This is a genomic window from Rathayibacter sp. AY1B4 (genome assembly GCF_002932815.1).
Lineage (GTDB): Bacteria > Actinomycetota > Actinomycetes > Actinomycetales > Microbacteriaceae > Rathayibacter.
This window is the reverse complement of the sequence record NZ_PSWN01000025.1, coordinates 24,686-41,396: the sequence shown is the minus strand read 5'-3', so window position 1 is coordinate 41,396 and position 16,711 is coordinate 24,686. Positions and strand designations below refer to the sequence as shown.

Genomic DNA, 16,711 nt, shown 5'->3' with positions numbered 1-16,711 from the left:
GAACGACATGAACGCCGTGATCTACCGCATTCGCTCCATCGCCGCATCGCTCCGCGCGAAGTTCACCACAGCGCCTACGGCGCTGCCAAAGGATCCGTTCGGAGAGCCGCCACACGAGGCTCACGACCCGCACTCGTACCAGGAGGAATCGTGGAAGGCACCTGCGCCCTCCACGACCAACTTTCACTAAAGCAGCGCTCCCCAGGGAACGTGAGGGGATCGCCCCTCAAAGGCGGCCTCGGATACCGGCCTACCGAGCTCTTCATCGGCGACGGCGCGATCGCGCGCCACGGCGCTGACCCGGACGTCATCACGTCCTTCACCCCTCGGCATGCGGTACTCGTGAAGGAGCTGTACCCAGCAGGTCCTCGGGAGTGACGCATAATCGGCGGGTGGCAGCGGAAGAGTGGTTCTCGAACGAGGAGTCGCCGGTGATGAGCGTCTTCCTCGGCGCGTTCGTGGCGCGTCTGAGGCTACGCGCGGCCGAGTGGGACACGGACGTACGACCGGCCGACACCACCTTCGACGCCTCACTCGATGAGGTCTGGTGCGGGATCCAGGTTCCCGGCTTGTCCGGGGACTTCACCGCTCTATGGCTGGAATGCGCGGAGGACGACCACGGCATGCCCAAGCTGGAGGGGTCGTGGGGTATACGCGATCTCGTCGCTGACGACTACGGCAGCGACCCGATCCGCGACCTCACCGTGCGCGGCGCCCCGATTACGCCGGAGACGCTGGCTGATCTTGCCGCCCAGTGGTGTGAACGCCACCTCCGGATGGACATCAGCCGCGAAGAGTGGAAGCACCGTCGCTGGACCCGCCACGACGACTTCGGCCGCGTGCCCCACGCGCGGCGACGTGGCATCCCGCTGCGCACGGTACTCGAGCGATCGAACGGTCACGCGACGGGCCTTCACCTGAAAACTCACAAGCCCGCCTGACGACCTGGAAGACGCCCGCGGCCTCCACGACGATCCGATTCCAGGAAGATCGCGCTCCCGATGAGGTGAAGAAAACCTTGAATCGCGCCGCGCAGCGGCTCCCGCCGGCGGTGCTCCGGCGCCGCTGCTCGAGCGGAGCTCGCGCCCCCGAACGGGGAGACGGGTGAGGCTTTGACCGTCTGCGCGACCGCAGTTCCGTCCGGCGCGAGAAAGCGGCCCGTGACACTCTGTGCACATGATGATGTGGCGTGAGACGGCGTCAGCCGAAGCGCAAGAGGATCTCGACGGCCTGCTCGATCTGACGATGACCCGCGCCGTTGAGGCTCTCGGAAAGCGCGGTGAGCTCGGCCCGTTCTCCGCCTCGATCGACACCGACGGGCGCAGCGTTCTGAGCATGGTGGGGCCGGAGCCGGGTCGCGGGAACAACTCGTCCCAGGCGGACCTCGACGAGCTCCGGCGTGCGAGCAGAGAGAACCGGCAGTCGTTACGGGCGGTCGCGTACGTCAGCGTGGTCACGATCAGCGGGAGCGATAATGCCATCCGAGTCGAGTCGGAACATCGGGAGGGCATCGCGCTGGTGGTCCTGGTTCCCTACACCCGGCTTCGTCTTCGCAAGCAACTGAAACTCGGCGAGATGCGCCTGCAGGCCGGCGTAGTCGACATCTGGGCGCCGGAGGTCTGACTTCCTCGCGACCGATGACCACGCATGACCGCGTGTCCCACGAGGAACGCGATGCCGAGCGTGAGCCAGGCCAGCAACCAGGCGAGCAAAGGACCTGCCGCGTAGCGGCTCCCGCCGGCGGTGCTCCGTCACCGCTGCGCGTGCGGAGCTCGCGTCCCGCCTCCGGCGGAACACGGGGGAGCGCGAGGGGATCGCCCCTCGTGGCCGGCCCGAAGGCCGGCCCCTCCCCCGCGCTACTCGGCGGGCGTCAGGAACGCAATCAACGCGGCGGCCTCGGCGGTGCCGTCGTCGTAGACAGGCATCCCGCCGGGTCCACACTCCCCCGGCAGTCCGAGCGTGTTGCGGGTGTGCGTGAGAATCTCCACGTCGGTCGCGGTGGCGTTCTCCGGGTCCTCGTCGCGGCTGGTCGCGAGGATGAGGGCGAGCTGGTCGGCGCTCGCGCGGCCGGTGTCGGTGCGGGTCATGGTGTGGTCCTCTCAGCGGTTCAGGAACGGGGCGACGCGGCAGATCGCTGCGCGGCGGGCGCGGGCGACGCAGTGGCGGAACGAGCCGCTGGTGATGCCGTGCAGCTGGTCGGAGTGCCACGCCTCCCAGACCCCGGACTTGCGGCGGGTGACGTGTACCGAGGGCGTCGTCGTGGGGTCGGTGCCCACGACGCGGACGTCGACCGCGCGGGTGCCTCCGAGCGTGAGGTAGGTCTTCGTGGTGGTCTGCAAGTCGGTGGTGGTCTGCATGGTGTGGGTGCTCCCTCTGGCTGATCGTTTTTCTTTGCCTCTCCGGCGGGGAAAACCGTTCGAGTGGAGGCGGCGGAGTGACACCGATCACGGGCGAAATAAGCCCGCAGGGCGCGTCCGGGATCGGTGGCACGCAGCCGGTGGAGCGAAATAGGTTGAAACCGCGGAGAGGTGAAGAAAACGGGTGGAACGGGCCGCATCGCGGCCTCCCATTGGCGGCGCTCCGTCGCCGCTGCGCGAGTGCAGCTCGCGCCCCGGAACGGGACACCGGGGAGCGTGAGGGGGTCGCCCCTCACGGGCGGGCAGCGCCGGCCCTCCCGCTTGATTACTTGGCTGGCAGGCGGCGCTGGCGGCTACGGTGGGCGGATGAACCGCCTTACGGCAGCTGCGATCGCGATCGCGGTGCTCACTGTTGCCAGCGGTTGTTCGGCGGTTGCACCTGAACCCGCGTCGAGAGCGCCGAATGGCGATCCGATCGTCGCCGCTCGGAGCCTCCCTGATGCTGGCGGCGTCGTCGCCGGTAGCGACGCCGGTTCGAGCTGCGGCGAATACGTTCTTGAACAAGGAAGTGACCTGCCCAGCACGGCTCGAGCATGCCTCGCGACCGCCGCTATCGCGGGAGACGAGGCGGAACTGGCGTGGAGCACACCGACCACCGAAGGCGACCCAATTGTCTCATTCGCGTTCGTCGGAGGCTCGATCGACGGCGTCGACGTGTACACGACGACAGCGTTCGATCGCCACAACGGTCTTGAAGAGCCCACGGGCGTGGGCGCCAGCTGGTCACTCCTGCACTGCGCCGATCCGGCAGATCTGCACGGTTCGGGCGACTGCGAACGCTACGTCGAGGGATGAATCCTGAGCCGGGCAACTCGGAGACTGGGCCGCATCGCGGCCTTGGATGTGCGAAACGGAGACTGCAGGCAATAGCCTCGAAGTCCGGTATTAACAGACCGACAGATTTCCGAATCTCTACTTCCGGGCCGCCAGCAATCAGTCAGGTGGACGAGCCGGTCGTCAGCCCAGCCCCCTACGCGCACCAGTCGCGCGAGCGACCGTTGACGCTGCGCGCGGTGTCGCCGGTGCCGAGGTCGACGAGCACGGTCGAGGTCGCGCTGAAGCCCGGCTCGCCCGGGTAGTCGTCCGGCCGGCCCTCGACCGAGACGGTCTCGACGGCGAGGTACTGCCCGTTCGGCGAGAGGCAGACGCCGCGGATGCGCCCCGTCGGCGAGGTGCGGAACACCTCCGAGGTGCCGGACGCGTCGACGCGGACGACGGAGTACTGGGTCGCGCCCGTCTCCGGTGCGTACTCGGCCTCGAGCTCGACGTAGCTCCCGGAGTCGAGGAGCAGGATCTGCACGGGCGACGCGGTCGCGCTCACGTCCGCCGGCGGGAGGGCGAGCGTCTCGACCGAGCCGTCGGCCAGGTCGATCAGCGAGCCCGACTCCGGATCGGCGACCACGAGCCGGTTCGCGCCGGGCACGAATCCGCGCAGCTCCGCGTGCTGCCCGAGCGGGCTGATCGAGCCGGGCGTCAGCAGGTCGAGCAGGAGCACCGTGTCGTCGAGCGAGTGGGTGACGACCGAGGTGGTGCCGGGCACGAACATCCAGTCGCGCGCCCGCAGCGGCCCGCCGTCTATCCCGAGCACGGGGACCGCCTCGGCCTTCTGGTCGGTGAGGTCGTAGGAGTAGAGGGCGCGGTCGAGCGGGCCCGACGGCGCCTGCCCGGTGAAGGTCCAGCCGAGCACGCCCTTCTCGGGCGAGGAGTGCAGCTCGCGCACGGTCCCGGGGCCGGGGAGCGGGATCACGCCCTCGGAGCCGGTGTCGAGCGTGACCGTGCGGAGGAGGTTCGTGTCGTCCGGCTCGATGGTCACGACGACCAGCACCGGGCCGACGACGGCGTAGTCCTGGATCCGGTCGGCCGTGACGAGGACCCGGGCGTCGCCTCCGGAGAGCGGGCGGACGCGGACGGCGTCGGGCTGCGAGGGGTCGTCGGCCATGCGGTCGAGGGTGAACAGGTCGGGGTCCTTCGTGGTGAAGGAGGCGGAGACGTCGGCGGCCGAGCCGGTCGCGGCGCTGCGGGCGTCGTCGATCCCGATCTCGTAGCGGGTGGCGTAGCGGAGGGTGTCGGTGAAGGTGACGGTGAGCACGCCGCCGTCGAGCTCGGCGGTGTGCGGGGCGTCCGGAGCGACGCGGACGCGGTCGAGCGCATCCGGCTCGAGCGCCTGGTCGAGGTGCAGGCGGGCTCGGGAGCCGTCGCGCTCGACCACGCCGTCGGTACTGACCTCGAGGGACGCGACCCGGGGCCCCTTCGCGACGGTGGCGGCGGTCAGGCCTCCGACCGCGAGAACGAGCACCGCGACGACCGCCCAGAAGAGCCGCGGAAAGCGGGAGGCGCCTGCAGGGCGGAGGCCGGGAGCGAGCCGCGCGCCGCCTTCGGCCCGTCGCCCGCTCTGCGCCGACGTGCGGCGCTCCGGAGACGCGCCGTCCTCGAGAGACGCGCCGTCCTCCGGAGACGCGCCGCGCTCAGGATTCGCGTCGCGCTCAGTAGACATACGGCATCGCCGGCTCGTCGATCGGAGTGAGCGCCTCCGGCTCCAGCACGACCGCCTCGGCGCTGGTGACGCTCGGGTTCGCGCCGAAACCGCCGCTCGCCTCCAGCCACTGCCCCTCCGACCAGGTGTCGGCCCAGCCGGCCTGGTAGACCGGCACGCCCACCGGCTGCGCGTCCACCGCGCAGCAGGTGACGACGAAGCGGGCGATGTAGAAGACGTTCTCGGGGTCGGAGGCGTCGGGGGTCACGAATCCGCTCACCGTCGCCGTGCGGCCGGCGAGGAACTGCTCGCTCGCGCCCTGACGCAGCAGGGTCGCCCAGTCACGCACGCTGAAGGAGGCCGTGTCGCCGGTGGGCGCCGCGGCGGTCACGGAGGCGTCGACGGCGCTCGTGTTGACCTCGCGCTGCGTCGCGGTCGAGGCGGTGAGGGCGGCCGGCGGGAGCACGAGCAGGGCGACGGCGGCGGAGGCGATCACCGCGACTCCGGCCGCGACCGCGACCACCCGGCGCCAGGGGCGGGCGGGCGCGGGGGCGTGGAGGTGCTCGACGTCGTCCTCGTGCTCGTGCTCGTCCTCCTCCGCTCGCGGCACCACCGCGAAGGCCGCGATCAGCAGCACGCCGGCGATCACCGCGAGCACCACCGAGAACTCGAAGTAGCGGGGGTGGATGTAGAGGCCGAGCCGGCCGGTCGCCGCGAGCCACAGGGTCGAGACGACGCCGATCAGGCTGAGGACGACGCCCTTCCAGCGGGCGAGGAGGCGCTCAGAGCGCATAGTTCACCGCCAGTCCCAGCACGGCCGCGGCGAGGGCGACCAGCACGGTGACGCGCACCAGCGTCGCGGCCGAGAACGTGGTGCGGAGCAGCGCGAGCATCTTGACGTCGATCATCGGGCCGAAGACGAGGAACGCGATGATGCCTCCCGGCAGGAACGTGGAGCCGAACGAGAGCACGAAGAACGCGTCCACGTTCGAGCAGATCGAGATGACGAACGCGAGGACCATCAGCGCCAGCACCGACCAGAGCGGGTCGCCGCCGAGCGTGGTCAGCACGTCGCGCGAGACGCCGACCTGGATCAGCCCCGCGATGGCGGCGCCGACGAACAGCGCCGGCATCATCGCCCCGGTCTCCTCGGCGAACAGCAGCACGCTGCGCCGGGAGCGGTCGCGGAGGGAGCGGGAGGGCCGCTCGCCCGCCTCGCAGGCCGCGCGGAAGCGGTCGGTGAGCAGGCTCATCGGCTCGGAGTGGCGGCTGAAGATCCAGCCGACGAGGTTCGCGATCGCGAAGCCGCCGACGATGCGCCAGACGAGGATCCCGTCGGCCCAGCCGAAGGCCTGGTAGGTCGTGACGATGGTGATCGGATTCACGATCGGCGCGGCGAGGAGGAACGTCATCGACTCCGACACCGAGAGGCCCTTGACGATCAGCCCGCGCGCGAGCGGCACGTTGCCGCACTCGCAGACCGGGAGGAGCACGCCGAGCAGCGAGATCACGAGGCGCCGCGGGAGCGCCCGCTTGGGCAGGATCCTCAGCAGCACGGCCTCGGGCACCCACAGCTGCACCGCGATCGAGAGGACGATGCCGAGGAAGACGAACGGCAGCGACTCGATGACGACGCTGATCGAGAGGGTGAGGAAGTCGCGCACCGCGTCCGAGAGGGCGTCGCCCGCCGCGTCCGGGGCGAGCAGGCGCGTCGCCACGAGGACGGCGACCAGGGCGAGCCCGAGGAGCGGCCCGCGCCGCGACCGCCGGGCGCCCGGGGACGCGCGGGTCGGGGCGGCGAGCGCGGATTCGGGGGACATCCCGACCCATCGTAGGCGGGGGCCCTGCGCGGGCCGGCGCGGGGCGCGGCTGCGACGTACCCGGCGAGTGTGAGCCCGGCCCCGCGAGGTCCGGCCGACCGCGAGTGTCCGATGGTCGTCGCACTCGCGCTCGAGTGCGACGACTTCTGGACACTCGGTGCGAGGGCGGGCGCCGAGGGTCGCGGGAGGCGGGCGCGGCACTCGCGCAGCGGCCCTCCAGGTGCAGGATGAGCGCATGCCCGCCTCCCCCGCGCACCCCCTCCGCGTGCGGATGCAGCCGCGCGCGATCGACGAGGCGCACCGCGTCTCGAGTCCGCTCGAGCTGCTCGTCGACCTGACCTTCGTCGTCGCGATCGCGCAGATCGCCCAGCAGCTCGCCCACGCCACCGAGGAGGGGCACCTCGCCGAAGGGCTCCTCCCCTTCGGCATGGTGTTCTTCGCGATCTGGTGGGCATGGATGAACTTCACCTGGTTCGCCTCCGGGTACGACACCGACGACGTGCCCTACCGGCTGCTGACCCTCGCCCAGAAGGGCGGCGTCCTGGTGCTCGCGGCGGGAGTGCCGGCCGGCTTCGAGGAGGGCGACTACCGGGCGATCACCATCGGCTACGCGATCATGCGGTTCGCGCTGGTGAGCCAGTGGATCCGCGTCGCCGTGTCCACTCCGGAGCACCGCACCTCCGCCGTGCGCAACGCCGTCGGCTTCTCGATCGTGCAGGTCGGCTGGCTGCTGCGGCTGCTCCTGCCCGAGGAGGTCGGGGTGGTGAGCTTCCTGCTCCTGGTCGTCTGCGAGCTGGCCGTGCCCCTCTGGGCGCAGCGGGCGGGCGACGCGAACTGGCATCCGCACCACGTCGCCGAGCGGTACGGGCTGTTCACGATCATCCTGCTCGGCGAGGGCGTCCTCGCGGCGGTGATGGGCGTGCAGCGGGCGGTGACGGAGGCGGGCGTCAGCACCTCGCTCGTGCTGGTCGCGGCCTGCGGGCTGGTGATCGTGTTCGCGCTTTGGTGGCTGTCGTTCTCGCATCCCTCCGGCGAGCTGCTGGAGCGGCGGCGCGGCCTCTCCTACCGCTGGGGCTACGCGCACTTCGCGGCGTTCGCGGCCCTCGCGGCGCTGGGATCCGGGCTGGAGGCGGCCGTCGCTGCGACCGCGGGCCACCTCGAGGCGTCCGACACGGTGATCGGCGCGGCCGTCGCGGTGCCGGTCGCGGTCTTCGTCCTGACCCTGTGGGCGGTGCACGCGCCGCTCGGCGAGCACCAGCCGATGCCCGCGCGCCTGGCGCTCCCTGGTGTCGCGCTGGCGCTCGCGACTCCGCTCGTGGCGGGGACGCTCGGCGTGGGCGGGGTGCTGGTCGCGCTGGCCGCGGTGTCGGCGGGGCTGGTCGCCGCGATGGTGGGGCGCGGGCGCACCGCGGAGTGACGGGGTCGGCGGGCGAGGCGCGTCGCCGTCGCGAGAGGCGCGTTGTGGGGGCGGAGGAGCGGACCGCGCCTCGAGACACAGCGCTCGTCGACGAGTCGCCGTCCTGGCGGCGGCGTCCCGGCGGGGGGCGGAACGCTCGACGACCGCGTCGCGGCAGCGGCTACCCCCGGCGCGGCAGCGGCTCCGGGCGGCGGGGCACCCAGCAGCGGACGCGCGAGCGGTAGCGCTCGAAGTCGGCGCCGAAGCGGGCGGCGAGGTCCGCCTCCTCCAGCGGGCGCACGGCCCGGTTCCAGACGACGGCGCCGAGGAGCGCGTACAGCACGACCAGCCACGACGAGAGCAGCAGCCCGACCGCCGCTCCCTGCACGATGCCGGCGACCGCCATCGGGTTGCGGACCCAGCGGTAGGGGCCGGCGATCACCAGCCGGTTGGTCATCGCGATCGGCAGCGGCGTGCCGTCGCCGAGGAGCGACATCGTGAGCCCCGACCAGATCCCGAGCGCGCTCGCCGCGATCAGCAGCAGGACGCCGACGCTGACGACCGCGGGCGGCGCCGCTCCGAGGCCCACGCCCCAGCGCGACTCTAGCCCAGCGATCACCAGCGGGATGACGACCAGCGCGCCTCCCCAGAACACCACGATCTGCCCCAGGGTCGCGGCGAGGTGCGAACCGGGCCGGCGGCCGGCGGTCGCGACGCGGAAGGTGAAGGGACCGGAGGCGATCCAGCGCGTGGGCACCCGGCCGAGCAGGAGCAGGCACGCCGCGACGACGGAGCCGCCCGCCGCGGCGAGCATCGCGACGACGCCCCAGCCCGCCTCCCCCGTCAGGGTGGCCCAGACGGCCAGGGCGACCGCGACGAGGAGCGTCCAGGCCGTCGCGGTGACGGCCGCCCAGCGGATCCCGGCCGCGGCCAGAGCGGAGGCGCCGCCGAACAGCGGGAGGTCGAGAGCCGCGACAGGGACGGGATCGAGGCTGCCGAGCGTCGCGGTCCGCACGGCGGGGACGAGCGCCACGGCGACCCACCAGGCCGCTCCGCCGAGCGCCTGCACGGCGAAGTAGAGGCGTCCCCAGGGCATGGCTGCACGGTACTTCATAGCTGAACCCAAGGAACGATCCAGGGCGTTGACGGGCTCGGCGCCCTAGGCTCGGAACCAGTTCCCGCCGCCTCCACGAGAAGCGGCCCACCACGACGCCAAGGACGACGCCGATGAACCGCACGACCGTGATCACCGCACTCGCCTGCGGGCTCCTCCTCACCGCCGCCGCAGCCACTCCCGCTGTGGCCGCGACCTCGGACACCGCCGGGGACTCCACCCGCTCCGTCGACGAGTTCGGCGTTCTCGCCGCGACCGACGGCGACACGCTGCTGATCAACGGGCGCGCCTTCCTCCTCGAGTAGGCCCTCCCCGCCGCGCGCGGTCGCGAGGACGCCACTCGCGACGCCGGCCTCCTGACCCGCCGCTGCGTCGACGTCGACGCCGCCGCGGCCGTATTCCTGGTGGCCGTCATCGAGGCCGCCGCCCCCGACCGCCGAATCCCGCGCCCCGATGGCCGGCGGGCGAAGCCGCGCCGCGGGCGACCCCGGATCGTCATCCACCCCCACTAGGGTGACGCTACTCATGCCCGGTCCTCCGGCCGTGGACCGGATCCGACAGGGATCCCGCGAGGGGTGCCGCCCGGCAGTCGTCTCGCCCGTTCGCGGACCGCCCTCCCAGGGAAGGCTCCGCCTCCCCGCGGCTGGAGTCAGCATGGAGTCCCCCTTCCCCCTCGCGCACCGGCGATCCGGCACCACCGTAGGACTGCTGTCGACCTTCCCGCCCACGCGGTGCGGGCTCGCGACCTTCACCGAGGCCCTCGGCGGAGCACTGGCCGACGACCACGGCGCCGGCATCCGCACCGTCCGCGTGATGGACGAGCTCGCCGTGCCCGGATCGACACCCGGCACGAGCGTCGTGGCCGAGCTCGTCGCGGGCGACCCGGCGAGCACCGCGCGCGCGGCCGCCGAGCTCGACTCCTGCGACGTCGCGATCATCCAGCACGAGTACGGCATCTACGGCGGACCCGACGGCGACGAGGTGATCGCGCTGATGGAGCGGCTCGCCGTGCCCGTGATCGTGGTCCTGCACACGGTGCTGGAGACGCCGACCCCCTCGCAGCGCCTCGTGCTGGAGCGGGTCGCCTCCCTCGCCGACGCGGTCGTGGTGATGACGGCCGTCGCGGCCGAGATCCTCGAGCGCCGGTACGACGTGGACGCCTCGCGCGTCGTCGTCATCGCGCACGGCGTCCCCGTCTGGAACGCGGCCGCCCGCCCCGCCGCCGCCGCGGATCCGCAGATCATCACCTGGGGCCTGATCGGCCCGGGCAAGGGCATCGAGTGGGGGATCCGCGCAATGGCCGACCTGCGCGACGCCGGCGTCTCCGCCCATTACACCGTCTACGGGCAGACGCACCCCAAGGTCGTCGCGCACGCCGGCGAGGCCTACCGGGAGTCGCTGGCCGACCTGATCGCCGAGCTGCGGCTCGAGGACCGGGTCGTGCTCGACGGCCGCTACCTCGATCCCTCCCAGCTCGCGGCGGCGGTCGCCGAGGCCGACGCCGTCCTGCTGCCCTACGACTCCCGCAACCAGGTCACCTCGGGCGTGCTCGTGGAGGCGCTGGCCGCCGGACGACGGATCGTCGCGACGGAGTTACCCCACGCTCTCGAGCTGCTCGGGAACGGCCGCGGCCGCACGGTCGCGCACGAGGACCCCGCCGCGATGGCCGCTGCGCTGCGCGAGGTGCTCGCCGGCTCCGCCCCCGCAGCCGCTCCGGCCGCCCTCTCCTGGCCCGCGGCCGCCGGCCTCTACCTCGATCTCGTCGAGCGCCTCCGCATCGAGCACGCGGCGTGACCGCGGGGCCCGCCCTCGCGACGGCACTCCCCTACGAGCACCTCGACGCCCTCACCGACGAGCGCGGGCTGCACGAGCACGCGCTGCTCGACGCGCCCCGTCCCGAGCACGGCTACTGCGTCGACGACGTCTCGCGCGCCCTGATCGTGGTGGCGCAGGAGCCGGAGCAGACGTTCCGGACCCGACGCCTCACGGAGCAGTACCTCCGCTTCCTCGAGGCGGCCGCCGAGCCGGACGGCACCGTGCACAACCGGCTGTCGCCCGACGGCGAGTGGGCCGACGCCTCCTCGCTCGGCGACTGGTGGGGCCGCAGCGTCTGGGCGGCCGGGGTGGTGGCCGCGCACGCCGAGCTGCCGCTGACCCGCCGCAGCGCGATGCGGCTCTTCCTCCACCTCGCGGAGGAGCGCTCGCCGGACCTGCGCGCCATGACGTTCGCGGTGCTCGGCGCGGTCGAGGTCGTCGCCGTCCGCCCGCACTCGCTGGTCGCGGTCCAGCTGCTGCACGACGCCGCGCCGATGCTCCTCTCCTGCACGGATCAGGCCTGGCCCTGGCCGGAGGCGCGCCTGCGCTACGCCAACGGCTGCGTCCCCGAGGCGCTCCTGGCGGCCGGCGAGGCGCTGCAGGATCCGCCGCTGCTCGCGCGCGGGTTCGCCGCTCTCGCCTTCCTGCTGGGCCTCGAATCGCGCGACGGCCGCCTCTCGGTGACGGGCGTGGCCGGCCGCGGGCCCGACGAGCTCGGAGTGCTCTTCGACCAGCAGCCGATCGAGGTCGCCGCCATCGCCGCCGCGTGCGCCCGCGCCCTGACGCTCGACGAGGATCCGCTCTGGCGCGAGGGCCTCGCCTCCTGCTGGGCCTGGTTCCACGGGGTCAACGACTCCGCGACCGTGATGGTCGATCCGCTCTCCGGCGCCGGGTACGACGGGCTGGAGCCTCAGGGGCGCAACGAGAACCGGGGCGCGGAGTCGACGATCGCCGCCCTGCACACCTCGCTCGTGGTGCGACGGGCCGGCCTGCAGCCGACGCGGCCGAGCGTCCCGGCGGCCCCCGCGGCCGTCGCCGCCCGATGACCGCAGGACCCGGGGACCCGGCGGCCGGGCTGCGGATCGCGATGCTCGCGCCGATCGCGTGGCGCACGCCGCCGCGCCACTACGGGCCGTGGGAGCAGGTCGCGAGCCTCCTGACCGAGGGGCTGGTCCGCCGCGGAGTCGACGTGACGCTCTTCGCGACCGGCGACTCCGTGACGACGGCCGCGCTCGAGTCGGTCGCTCCGACGGGCTACGCCGAGTCGGGCCGCGACGGCCGCGTCTGGGAGGCGCTGCACATCGCGGCGGCCCTCGACCGCGCCGGCGAGTTCGACCTGGTGCACAACCACCTCGACTGGCTGCCGCTCGCCCTCGCGGCGCAGTGGCCCGTGCCACTCGTGACGACGGTGCACGGCTTCTCGGGGCCCGAGATCCTGCCCGCCTACCGCGAGGCGCTGCGGCACCCGCGCACCGCGCACCTGGTGTCGATCTCGGACAGCGACCGCTCCCCCGAGCTCGACTACGCGGCGACGGTGCACCACGGGATCGACGTGGACGGCTTCCCCGCCGGATCCGGAGGCGAGGACCTCGTGATCCTCGGCCGGATCCACCCCGACAAGGGCATGGCGGAGGCGGTCCGGATCGCCGCCGCGGCCGGACGCCGACTCCTCATCTGCGGCATCGTGCAGGACGAGCGCTACTGGCGCGAGGAGGTCGAGCCGCTCGTCGACGGGACGCGCGTCGTCTACCGCGGCTCGGTCGGGCCGGAGGAGCGCGCCCTCGTGCTCGGCGGAGCGCTCGCGCTCCTGCATCCGATCGGCTTCGACGAGCCGTTCGGCCTCTCCGTCGTCGAGGCGATGGCGTGCGGGACGCCGGTGATCGCGTACCGCCGCGGATCCATGGCCGAGATCATCGACGAGGGCGTCACCGGGTACGCGGTGTCGTCACGGGAGGAGGCGGTCGCCGCGGTCGAGCGGGTCGGACTCCTCGACCGCGCGGCCGTGCGGGCGACCGCGCGCCGCCGCTTCGCCGTGGACCGGATGGTCGACGAGTACCTCGCGGTGTACGCGGGAGTGCTCGGGCGCTGAGGCCGGTGTCACGTCGGCATCGGATGCTCGCGTGACTCCCAGCCCTCTGCACCGAGTCGCCCGGGAAGGCTCGTTCTCGACGCGGAGAACGAGCCCCCCCCCCGAGCGACTCAGCGATGCTGATAGGAAGAGGCCGTGCCTCGACCTCATCTCTTCGTCACCCGCGGGAGCCTCCTCCACTTCGCCTGCGACGCGTGGCTCCTGCCGACGGACCGCTTCCTCTCGTTCACCGACTTCTGGCGCGGGGTCCCGCAGCTGGAGGATCGCGCACGCGCCGCGCTGACTCCGGAGTTCTCGGACGGCCGACAGGCGGCACTGCCGCTCGCGCCGCGCGACGGCGAGCCCACTCCCGTCCTCACCGCCGTCCCCGATCACGCCGTGCGCGACGCCGAGGACAGCGAAGGACTCGCCGACATCGCCCGCCGCCTCCGGGCCTTCGTCGAGGTCGCCGCGCGGACGGCGACGAGGGATCGGCGCACCGGGCGGCCGCTGCCGCTCCTGGCCGTGCCGCTCTTCGCGACGGCGGGCGGCGGATCAGGGACCCTCCGCGACGCCGTGCTCGCCCAGCAGCTCCGCGTGCTGCGGGAAGCCGCCGAGGCGTTCCAGGTCGACATCGCGATCGTCACCCTCCGCGCCGACGTCCACGCCTTTGCCCAGTCCAGGCGACGACTCGATCCCGCGACGTCCTGGCCCGAGCTGGAGGCTCCGGCCCTCGAGGAGGCGCAGAGCCTCGCCGAGCGCGCCCGTCGCCGCCGGCTCGTGCCCTTCCTCGGCGCCGGGACCAGCGTCAGCGCCGGCGGCCCCTCCTGGGACGGACTGCTCGAGGAGCTCGGCCGCGAGATCGGACTCGACTCCGAGACGTCCGCGGTCCTCAGCGGGAAGAACGTGCTCGACCAGGCGTCCTACCTCGCGACGCTCTTCGACGAGGAGAAGCCCGGACGGTTCGCCGAGGCCGTCGCCCGTGAGATCGGCTCCCTCGAGCGGTACGGTCTCGCGCCGGCGCTCCTCACCGCGATCGACTCCGAGCAGGCCATCACGCTCAACTACGACCGCCTCTTCGAGACGGCGTCCGAGGACGCGGGCGTCCCCCGCGCCGTCATCCCCGGCGACCACGAGGGCGACCACGGGCGCTGGCTGCTCAAGCTCCACGGCACCGTCGACGACCCGTCCTCGATCGTCCTCACCCGCGACGACTACCTCGGCTTCGACTCCTCCCGCCGCGCCCTCTCCTCGATCGTGAAGGCCACCCTCGCGACCCGGCACCTGCTCTTCGTCGGCTTCGGCCTCACCGACGACCACTTCCACGAGATCGTCCACGACGTCCGCCGCGCGTTCCCCTCCTCCGCCTCGGGAACGCTCGCGACCGCCCTCACCCTCTTCGCGGATCCGCTCGACGAGCGCCTCTGGCAGGGGAGGCTGCGGCTCGTGCCGATGCTGCCGGTGCCCCGCGATCCGTCCCGCGTCGGCGAGGCCGCACGCCTCCTCGAGATCTTCCTCGACGCCCTGGCGGCTTTCGCGACGGACGCCCACTCGTACCTCCTCGCGCGGGGGCACGAGAGCGCGATGACGGCCGCAGAGCTGCGGCTGCGGGAGCGGTTGACCGGGCTGCTCCGGGAGGCGACGGCGGGGGAACGGGCGACCGGGGCGTGGCAGGAAGTCGCGGGGATGAGTGAGCGGCTTGGTGGGGAGGGGCGCTAGCTCGGACAGCGCTCGTCCCTCGAGGGCCGAACGGCCGAGCCGGCGGTCATCGGCGAGTCCTGCGCGGATGGACGAAGGACCAGCGGATCGACTGATCGCGGGCGAGAGGTCACCGACCTCCCGCCCGGCACCGCTCAGACGGCGTCGTGGAGCTCGACGTTGTCCTGATACTCGAAGTGCGTCTGGACACGATCCGAGACGTCGATGTTCTGCAGCTTGCTGGACGCTGGGATGAAGCCCACCAGACCAGCTGCCGTCTCACCGGCCTGAGCCGTCCGGTAGACGAACTTGAGGATCGCGTCGTTGCGGGAGTGGTAGCCGTAGACCGCTTCGTCGACCGAGGCGGTCAACGAGTCCCAGTTGCTCTTCGCTCCGATCGCGGTGCCGAGGAGATGTGCGGCCTGGATCCGCGGCCCTCCGGGCTTCGTGCCCATGGACTGCGCGGCGACGACCATCGCCCTCGCTCCCAGACTGTGACCGATGAGCACGTACGACTTCGCGTTCGTGCGTGCAAGGAGATCACCGATGATCACGCCGGTCTTGTCGGCGCGGTTCTTCGCGACGTGCCAGGGGTTCCTCGCGAGGTCCGAGGCGATCATCGCCGGCCCGGCGACGCCTCCGAGAAGCTTCGCCCCCGCCTTGTGCCCGAGCGCCGCCGCTCCTCTGAGCAGCCCCATGGCGACGCCCTTGCCTGCTGCGCCCAGGGCGAGATCCGTCAGATCCCGCAACTCCTTCGACCCCCATCGGACGCGGTAGACGGGCGAGTCCGGGTAGCGGGAGTCGACGATCGATTTCCACTTGCCCCATCGGTCTCCCTCACCGTCGGTGAGGAACCCGTTAGCGACGACCACGGGGACGCCGCCCGTTCCCGGACGGAGCAGCTCGATCTGGAACGACTTGTCCTCGCTCAGGTAGGCGTTCGCGACCGATGCCCCGAGGACACCTCCCACCGCCGCTCCGACGGCCGTCACGACCGCCGTGCCGCCGGCCATGCCGAGCCCGCCCGCTGCGAGGGTGCCGCCGCCGAGCAGCGCGAGTCCGTGTGAGCTCGCCGCTGCGCCGGTGAATCCGCCGAAGACGCCGAGCGAGCCGATCGCGCCGCCGATGGCGGGAGCGGCGAGGAGAGCGACCGGCGCCGCCATCGCGAGGACAGCGATTCCGCCCACGATGATCTTGGAGGTCGCGTCGAGGTCGGGCTTCTCGTACTCGAGGAAGGCCTCGTAGTCGTGCAGCTCGCCGAAGGTCCCCTGGGCCTTCTCGAAGCCCGGGATCTCGTGCTTGTGCTCGGCGCAGAACTGGGGGACGCGCAGAGCGCCGCGCTCGCGCACCGCCATGTTGCCGCAGCCCACAGCCACGCACGGGAGCGTCGCGGATCCGCAGCCCTGGCAGACGTAGACGGGAAGCTGCCCCGCGGGACGGTTCGACTTCCGGTGCTCGGTGTTGAAGAAGCACGACGAGCACCATCCGTGCTGGACGTCCAGCAGCGAGACGTCGTCTGCGACGTCCGCGATCCACTGCGCCGTCTTCGCGTACGTCTCGGCCACTTTCTGTGCGGTCCGCCGCTCCTGCTCCACCTGCTGGAGAGCTGCCTTCTGCTCGGCCGGATCCGAATGCGCGAGAGCCTCGGCATTGGACGTCATCCGGGCGCGGTACCAGGTCTTGGCGTACGCCCACATGTTGCTGCGCAGTGCAGGATTGCTCTCGAGAACGCCACCGCTCTCCGTCACCGGCTCAAGATCGGTGAATTCCCCCGCAAGGGAGAGAGTCGCCCCCTGATCCGAGACCACATCCACTCGGAGACGGGTTCCTTCGACGACATAGGCGTGCAGTGAGCCGGGCATGGGTTGATCGTGCCATACCGGTCGAGGTCCGGTTCGCTGCGGAAGGGC

Annotated in this window: 16 protein-coding genes; 9 read left to right on the top strand and 7 right to left on the bottom strand. The window is 72.3% G+C overall.

The features are described from left to right. Positions 1-392: 392 nt before the first annotated feature. Positions 393-941, top strand: coding sequence for a hypothetical protein (locus tag C5D66_RS14250; protein ID WP_146079356.1), 549 nt, complete (start codon positions 393-395; stop codon positions 939-941). Between the two features lie 235 nt (positions 942-1,176). Next, positions 1,177-1,623, top strand: coding sequence for a hypothetical protein (locus tag C5D66_RS14245; protein WP_104256633.1), 447 nt, complete (start codon positions 1,177-1,179; stop codon positions 1,621-1,623). Positions 1,624-1,856: 233 nt separating this feature from the next. On the opposite strand, the gene C5D66_RS14240 is transcribed toward C5D66_RS14245, so the two are convergent. Next, on the bottom strand, positions 1,857-2,087 hold the full coding sequence (locus C5D66_RS14240; RefSeq protein WP_104256634.1) for a hypothetical protein: 231 nt from the start codon (positions 2,085-2,087) through the stop codon (positions 1,857-1,859). A 12-nt stretch (positions 2,088-2,099) separates the two neighbouring features. Beyond that, on the bottom strand, positions 2,100-2,357 hold the full coding sequence (locus C5D66_RS14235; protein ID WP_104256635.1) for a hypothetical protein: 258 nt from the start codon (positions 2,355-2,357) through the stop codon (positions 2,100-2,102). Between the two features lie 366 nt (positions 2,358-2,723). Between C5D66_RS14235 and C5D66_RS16890 the strand changes: the two genes are divergently transcribed. Beyond that, positions 2,724-3,212, top strand: coding sequence for a hypothetical protein (locus tag C5D66_RS16890; protein ID WP_146079357.1), 489 nt, complete (start codon positions 2,724-2,726; stop codon positions 3,210-3,212). A gap of 175 nt (positions 3,213-3,387) precedes the next feature. Here C5D66_RS16890 and C5D66_RS14230 read toward each other — a convergent pair whose 3' ends face one another. From C5D66_RS14230 to C5D66_RS14220, 3 genes are all read right to left on the bottom strand, one after another. Next, a complete protein-coding gene (locus C5D66_RS14230; protein WP_104326949.1) occupies positions 3,388-4,713 on the bottom strand; it encodes a hypothetical protein in 1,326 nt (441 codons plus the stop codon). Positions 4,714-4,900: 187 nt separating this feature from the next. Then, positions 4,901-5,683: a TIGR03943 family putative permease subunit gene (locus C5D66_RS14225; protein WP_104256364.1), complete on the bottom strand. Its 783-nt coding sequence runs from the start codon at positions 5,681-5,683 to the stop codon at positions 4,901-4,903. Further along, entirely contained in the window at positions 5,673-6,710 is a 1,038-nt protein-coding gene (locus tag C5D66_RS14220; protein ID WP_104223382.1) for a permease, read from the bottom strand. The genes C5D66_RS14225 and C5D66_RS14220 overlap by 11 nt, the downstream gene beginning before the upstream one ends. 235 nt (positions 6,711-6,945) lie before the next feature. Here C5D66_RS14220 and C5D66_RS14215 point away from each other — a divergent pair, with 235 nt between their 5' ends. Beyond that, the gene (locus C5D66_RS14215; protein ID WP_219814248.1) at positions 6,946-8,127 is read left to right on the top strand and encodes a low temperature requirement protein A; all 1,182 of its coding nucleotides are present in this window, start codon (positions 6,946-6,948) and stop codon (positions 8,125-8,127) included. 160 nt (positions 8,128-8,287) lie between these two features. Here C5D66_RS14215 and C5D66_RS14210 read toward each other — a convergent pair whose 3' ends face one another. Then, positions 8,288-9,202: an isoprenylcysteine carboxylmethyltransferase family protein gene (locus C5D66_RS14210; protein ID WP_104256382.1), complete on the bottom strand. Its 915-nt coding sequence runs from the start codon at positions 9,200-9,202 to the stop codon at positions 8,288-8,290. Positions 9,203-9,333: 131 nt separating this feature from the next. Between C5D66_RS14210 and C5D66_RS14205 the strand changes: the two genes are divergently transcribed. From C5D66_RS14205 to C5D66_RS14185, 5 genes are all read left to right on the top strand, one after another. Then, positions 9,334-9,525, top strand: a complete 192-nt coding sequence (locus C5D66_RS14205) for a hypothetical protein (RefSeq protein ID WP_104223384.1) — start codon at positions 9,334-9,336, stop codon at positions 9,523-9,525. 349 nt (positions 9,526-9,874) lie between these two features. After that, entirely contained in the window at positions 9,875-11,014 is a 1,140-nt protein-coding gene (locus C5D66_RS14200) for a glycosyltransferase (protein WP_104256365.1), read from the top strand. Beyond that, complete coding sequence (locus C5D66_RS14195) at positions 11,011-12,081, top strand: glycosyltransferase (RefSeq protein ID WP_181028854.1); 1,071 nt, start codon at positions 11,011-11,013, stop codon at positions 12,079-12,081. Before C5D66_RS14200 ends, C5D66_RS14195 begins: the two co-directional genes overlap by 4 nt. Continuing rightward, entirely contained in the window at positions 12,078-13,124 is a 1,047-nt protein-coding gene (locus C5D66_RS14190; protein WP_258061569.1) for a glycosyltransferase family 4 protein, read from the top strand. The genes C5D66_RS14195 and C5D66_RS14190 overlap by 4 nt, the downstream gene beginning before the upstream one ends. Positions 13,125-13,259: 135 nt before the next feature. Continuing rightward, positions 13,260-14,822 (top strand): SIR2 family protein, encoded by a 1,563-nt coding sequence (locus C5D66_RS14185; protein WP_104256366.1) that lies wholly within the window; start codon positions 13,260-13,262, stop codon positions 14,820-14,822. Positions 14,823-14,956: 134 nt separating this feature from the next. On the opposite strand, the gene C5D66_RS14180 is transcribed toward C5D66_RS14185, so the two are convergent. Beyond that, positions 14,957-16,549, bottom strand: a complete 1,593-nt coding sequence (locus C5D66_RS14180) for a DUF726 domain-containing protein (protein WP_219814247.1) — start codon at positions 16,547-16,549, stop codon at positions 14,957-14,959. Positions 16,550-16,711 lie beyond the last annotated feature (162 nt).

Bases quoted from the DNA above. Each gene is read 5' to 3' on its own strand.
- C5D66_RS14245 (WP_104256633.1), top strand. From the start codon at position 1,177: ATGATGATGTGGCGTGAGACGGCGTCAGCCGAAGCGCAAGAGGATCTC.
- C5D66_RS14240 (WP_104256634.1), bottom strand. From the start codon at position 2,087: ATGACCCGCACCGACACCGGCCGCGCGAGCGCCGACCAGCTCGCCCTC.
- C5D66_RS14235 (WP_104256635.1), bottom strand. From the start codon at position 2,357: ATGCAGACCACCACCGACTTGCAGACCACCACGAAGACCTACCTCACG.
- C5D66_RS16890 (WP_146079357.1), top strand. From the start codon at position 2,724: ATGAACCGCCTTACGGCAGCTGCGATCGCGATCGCGGTGCTCACTGTT.
- C5D66_RS14225 (WP_104256364.1), bottom strand. From the start codon at position 5,683: ATGCGCTCTGAGCGCCTCCTCGCCCGCTGGAAGGGCGTCGTCCTCAGC.
- C5D66_RS14220 (WP_104223382.1), bottom strand. From the start codon at position 6,710: ATGTCCCCCGAATCCGCGCTCGCCGCCCCGACCCGCGCGTCCCCGGGC.
- C5D66_RS14215 (WP_219814248.1), top strand. From the start codon at position 6,946: ATGCCCGCCTCCCCCGCGCACCCCCTCCGCGTGCGGATGCAGCCGCGC.
- C5D66_RS14210 (WP_104256382.1), bottom strand. From the start codon at position 9,202: ATGCCCTGGGGACGCCTCTACTTCGCCGTGCAGGCGCTCGGCGGAGCG.
- C5D66_RS14205 (WP_104223384.1), top strand. From the start codon at position 9,334: ATGAACCGCACGACCGTGATCACCGCACTCGCCTGCGGGCTCCTCCTC.
- C5D66_RS14200 (WP_104256365.1), top strand. From the start codon at position 9,875: ATGGAGTCCCCCTTCCCCCTCGCGCACCGGCGATCCGGCACCACCGTA.
- C5D66_RS14190 (WP_258061569.1), top strand. From the start codon at position 12,078: ATGACCGCAGGACCCGGGGACCCGGCGGCCGGGCTGCGGATCGCGATG.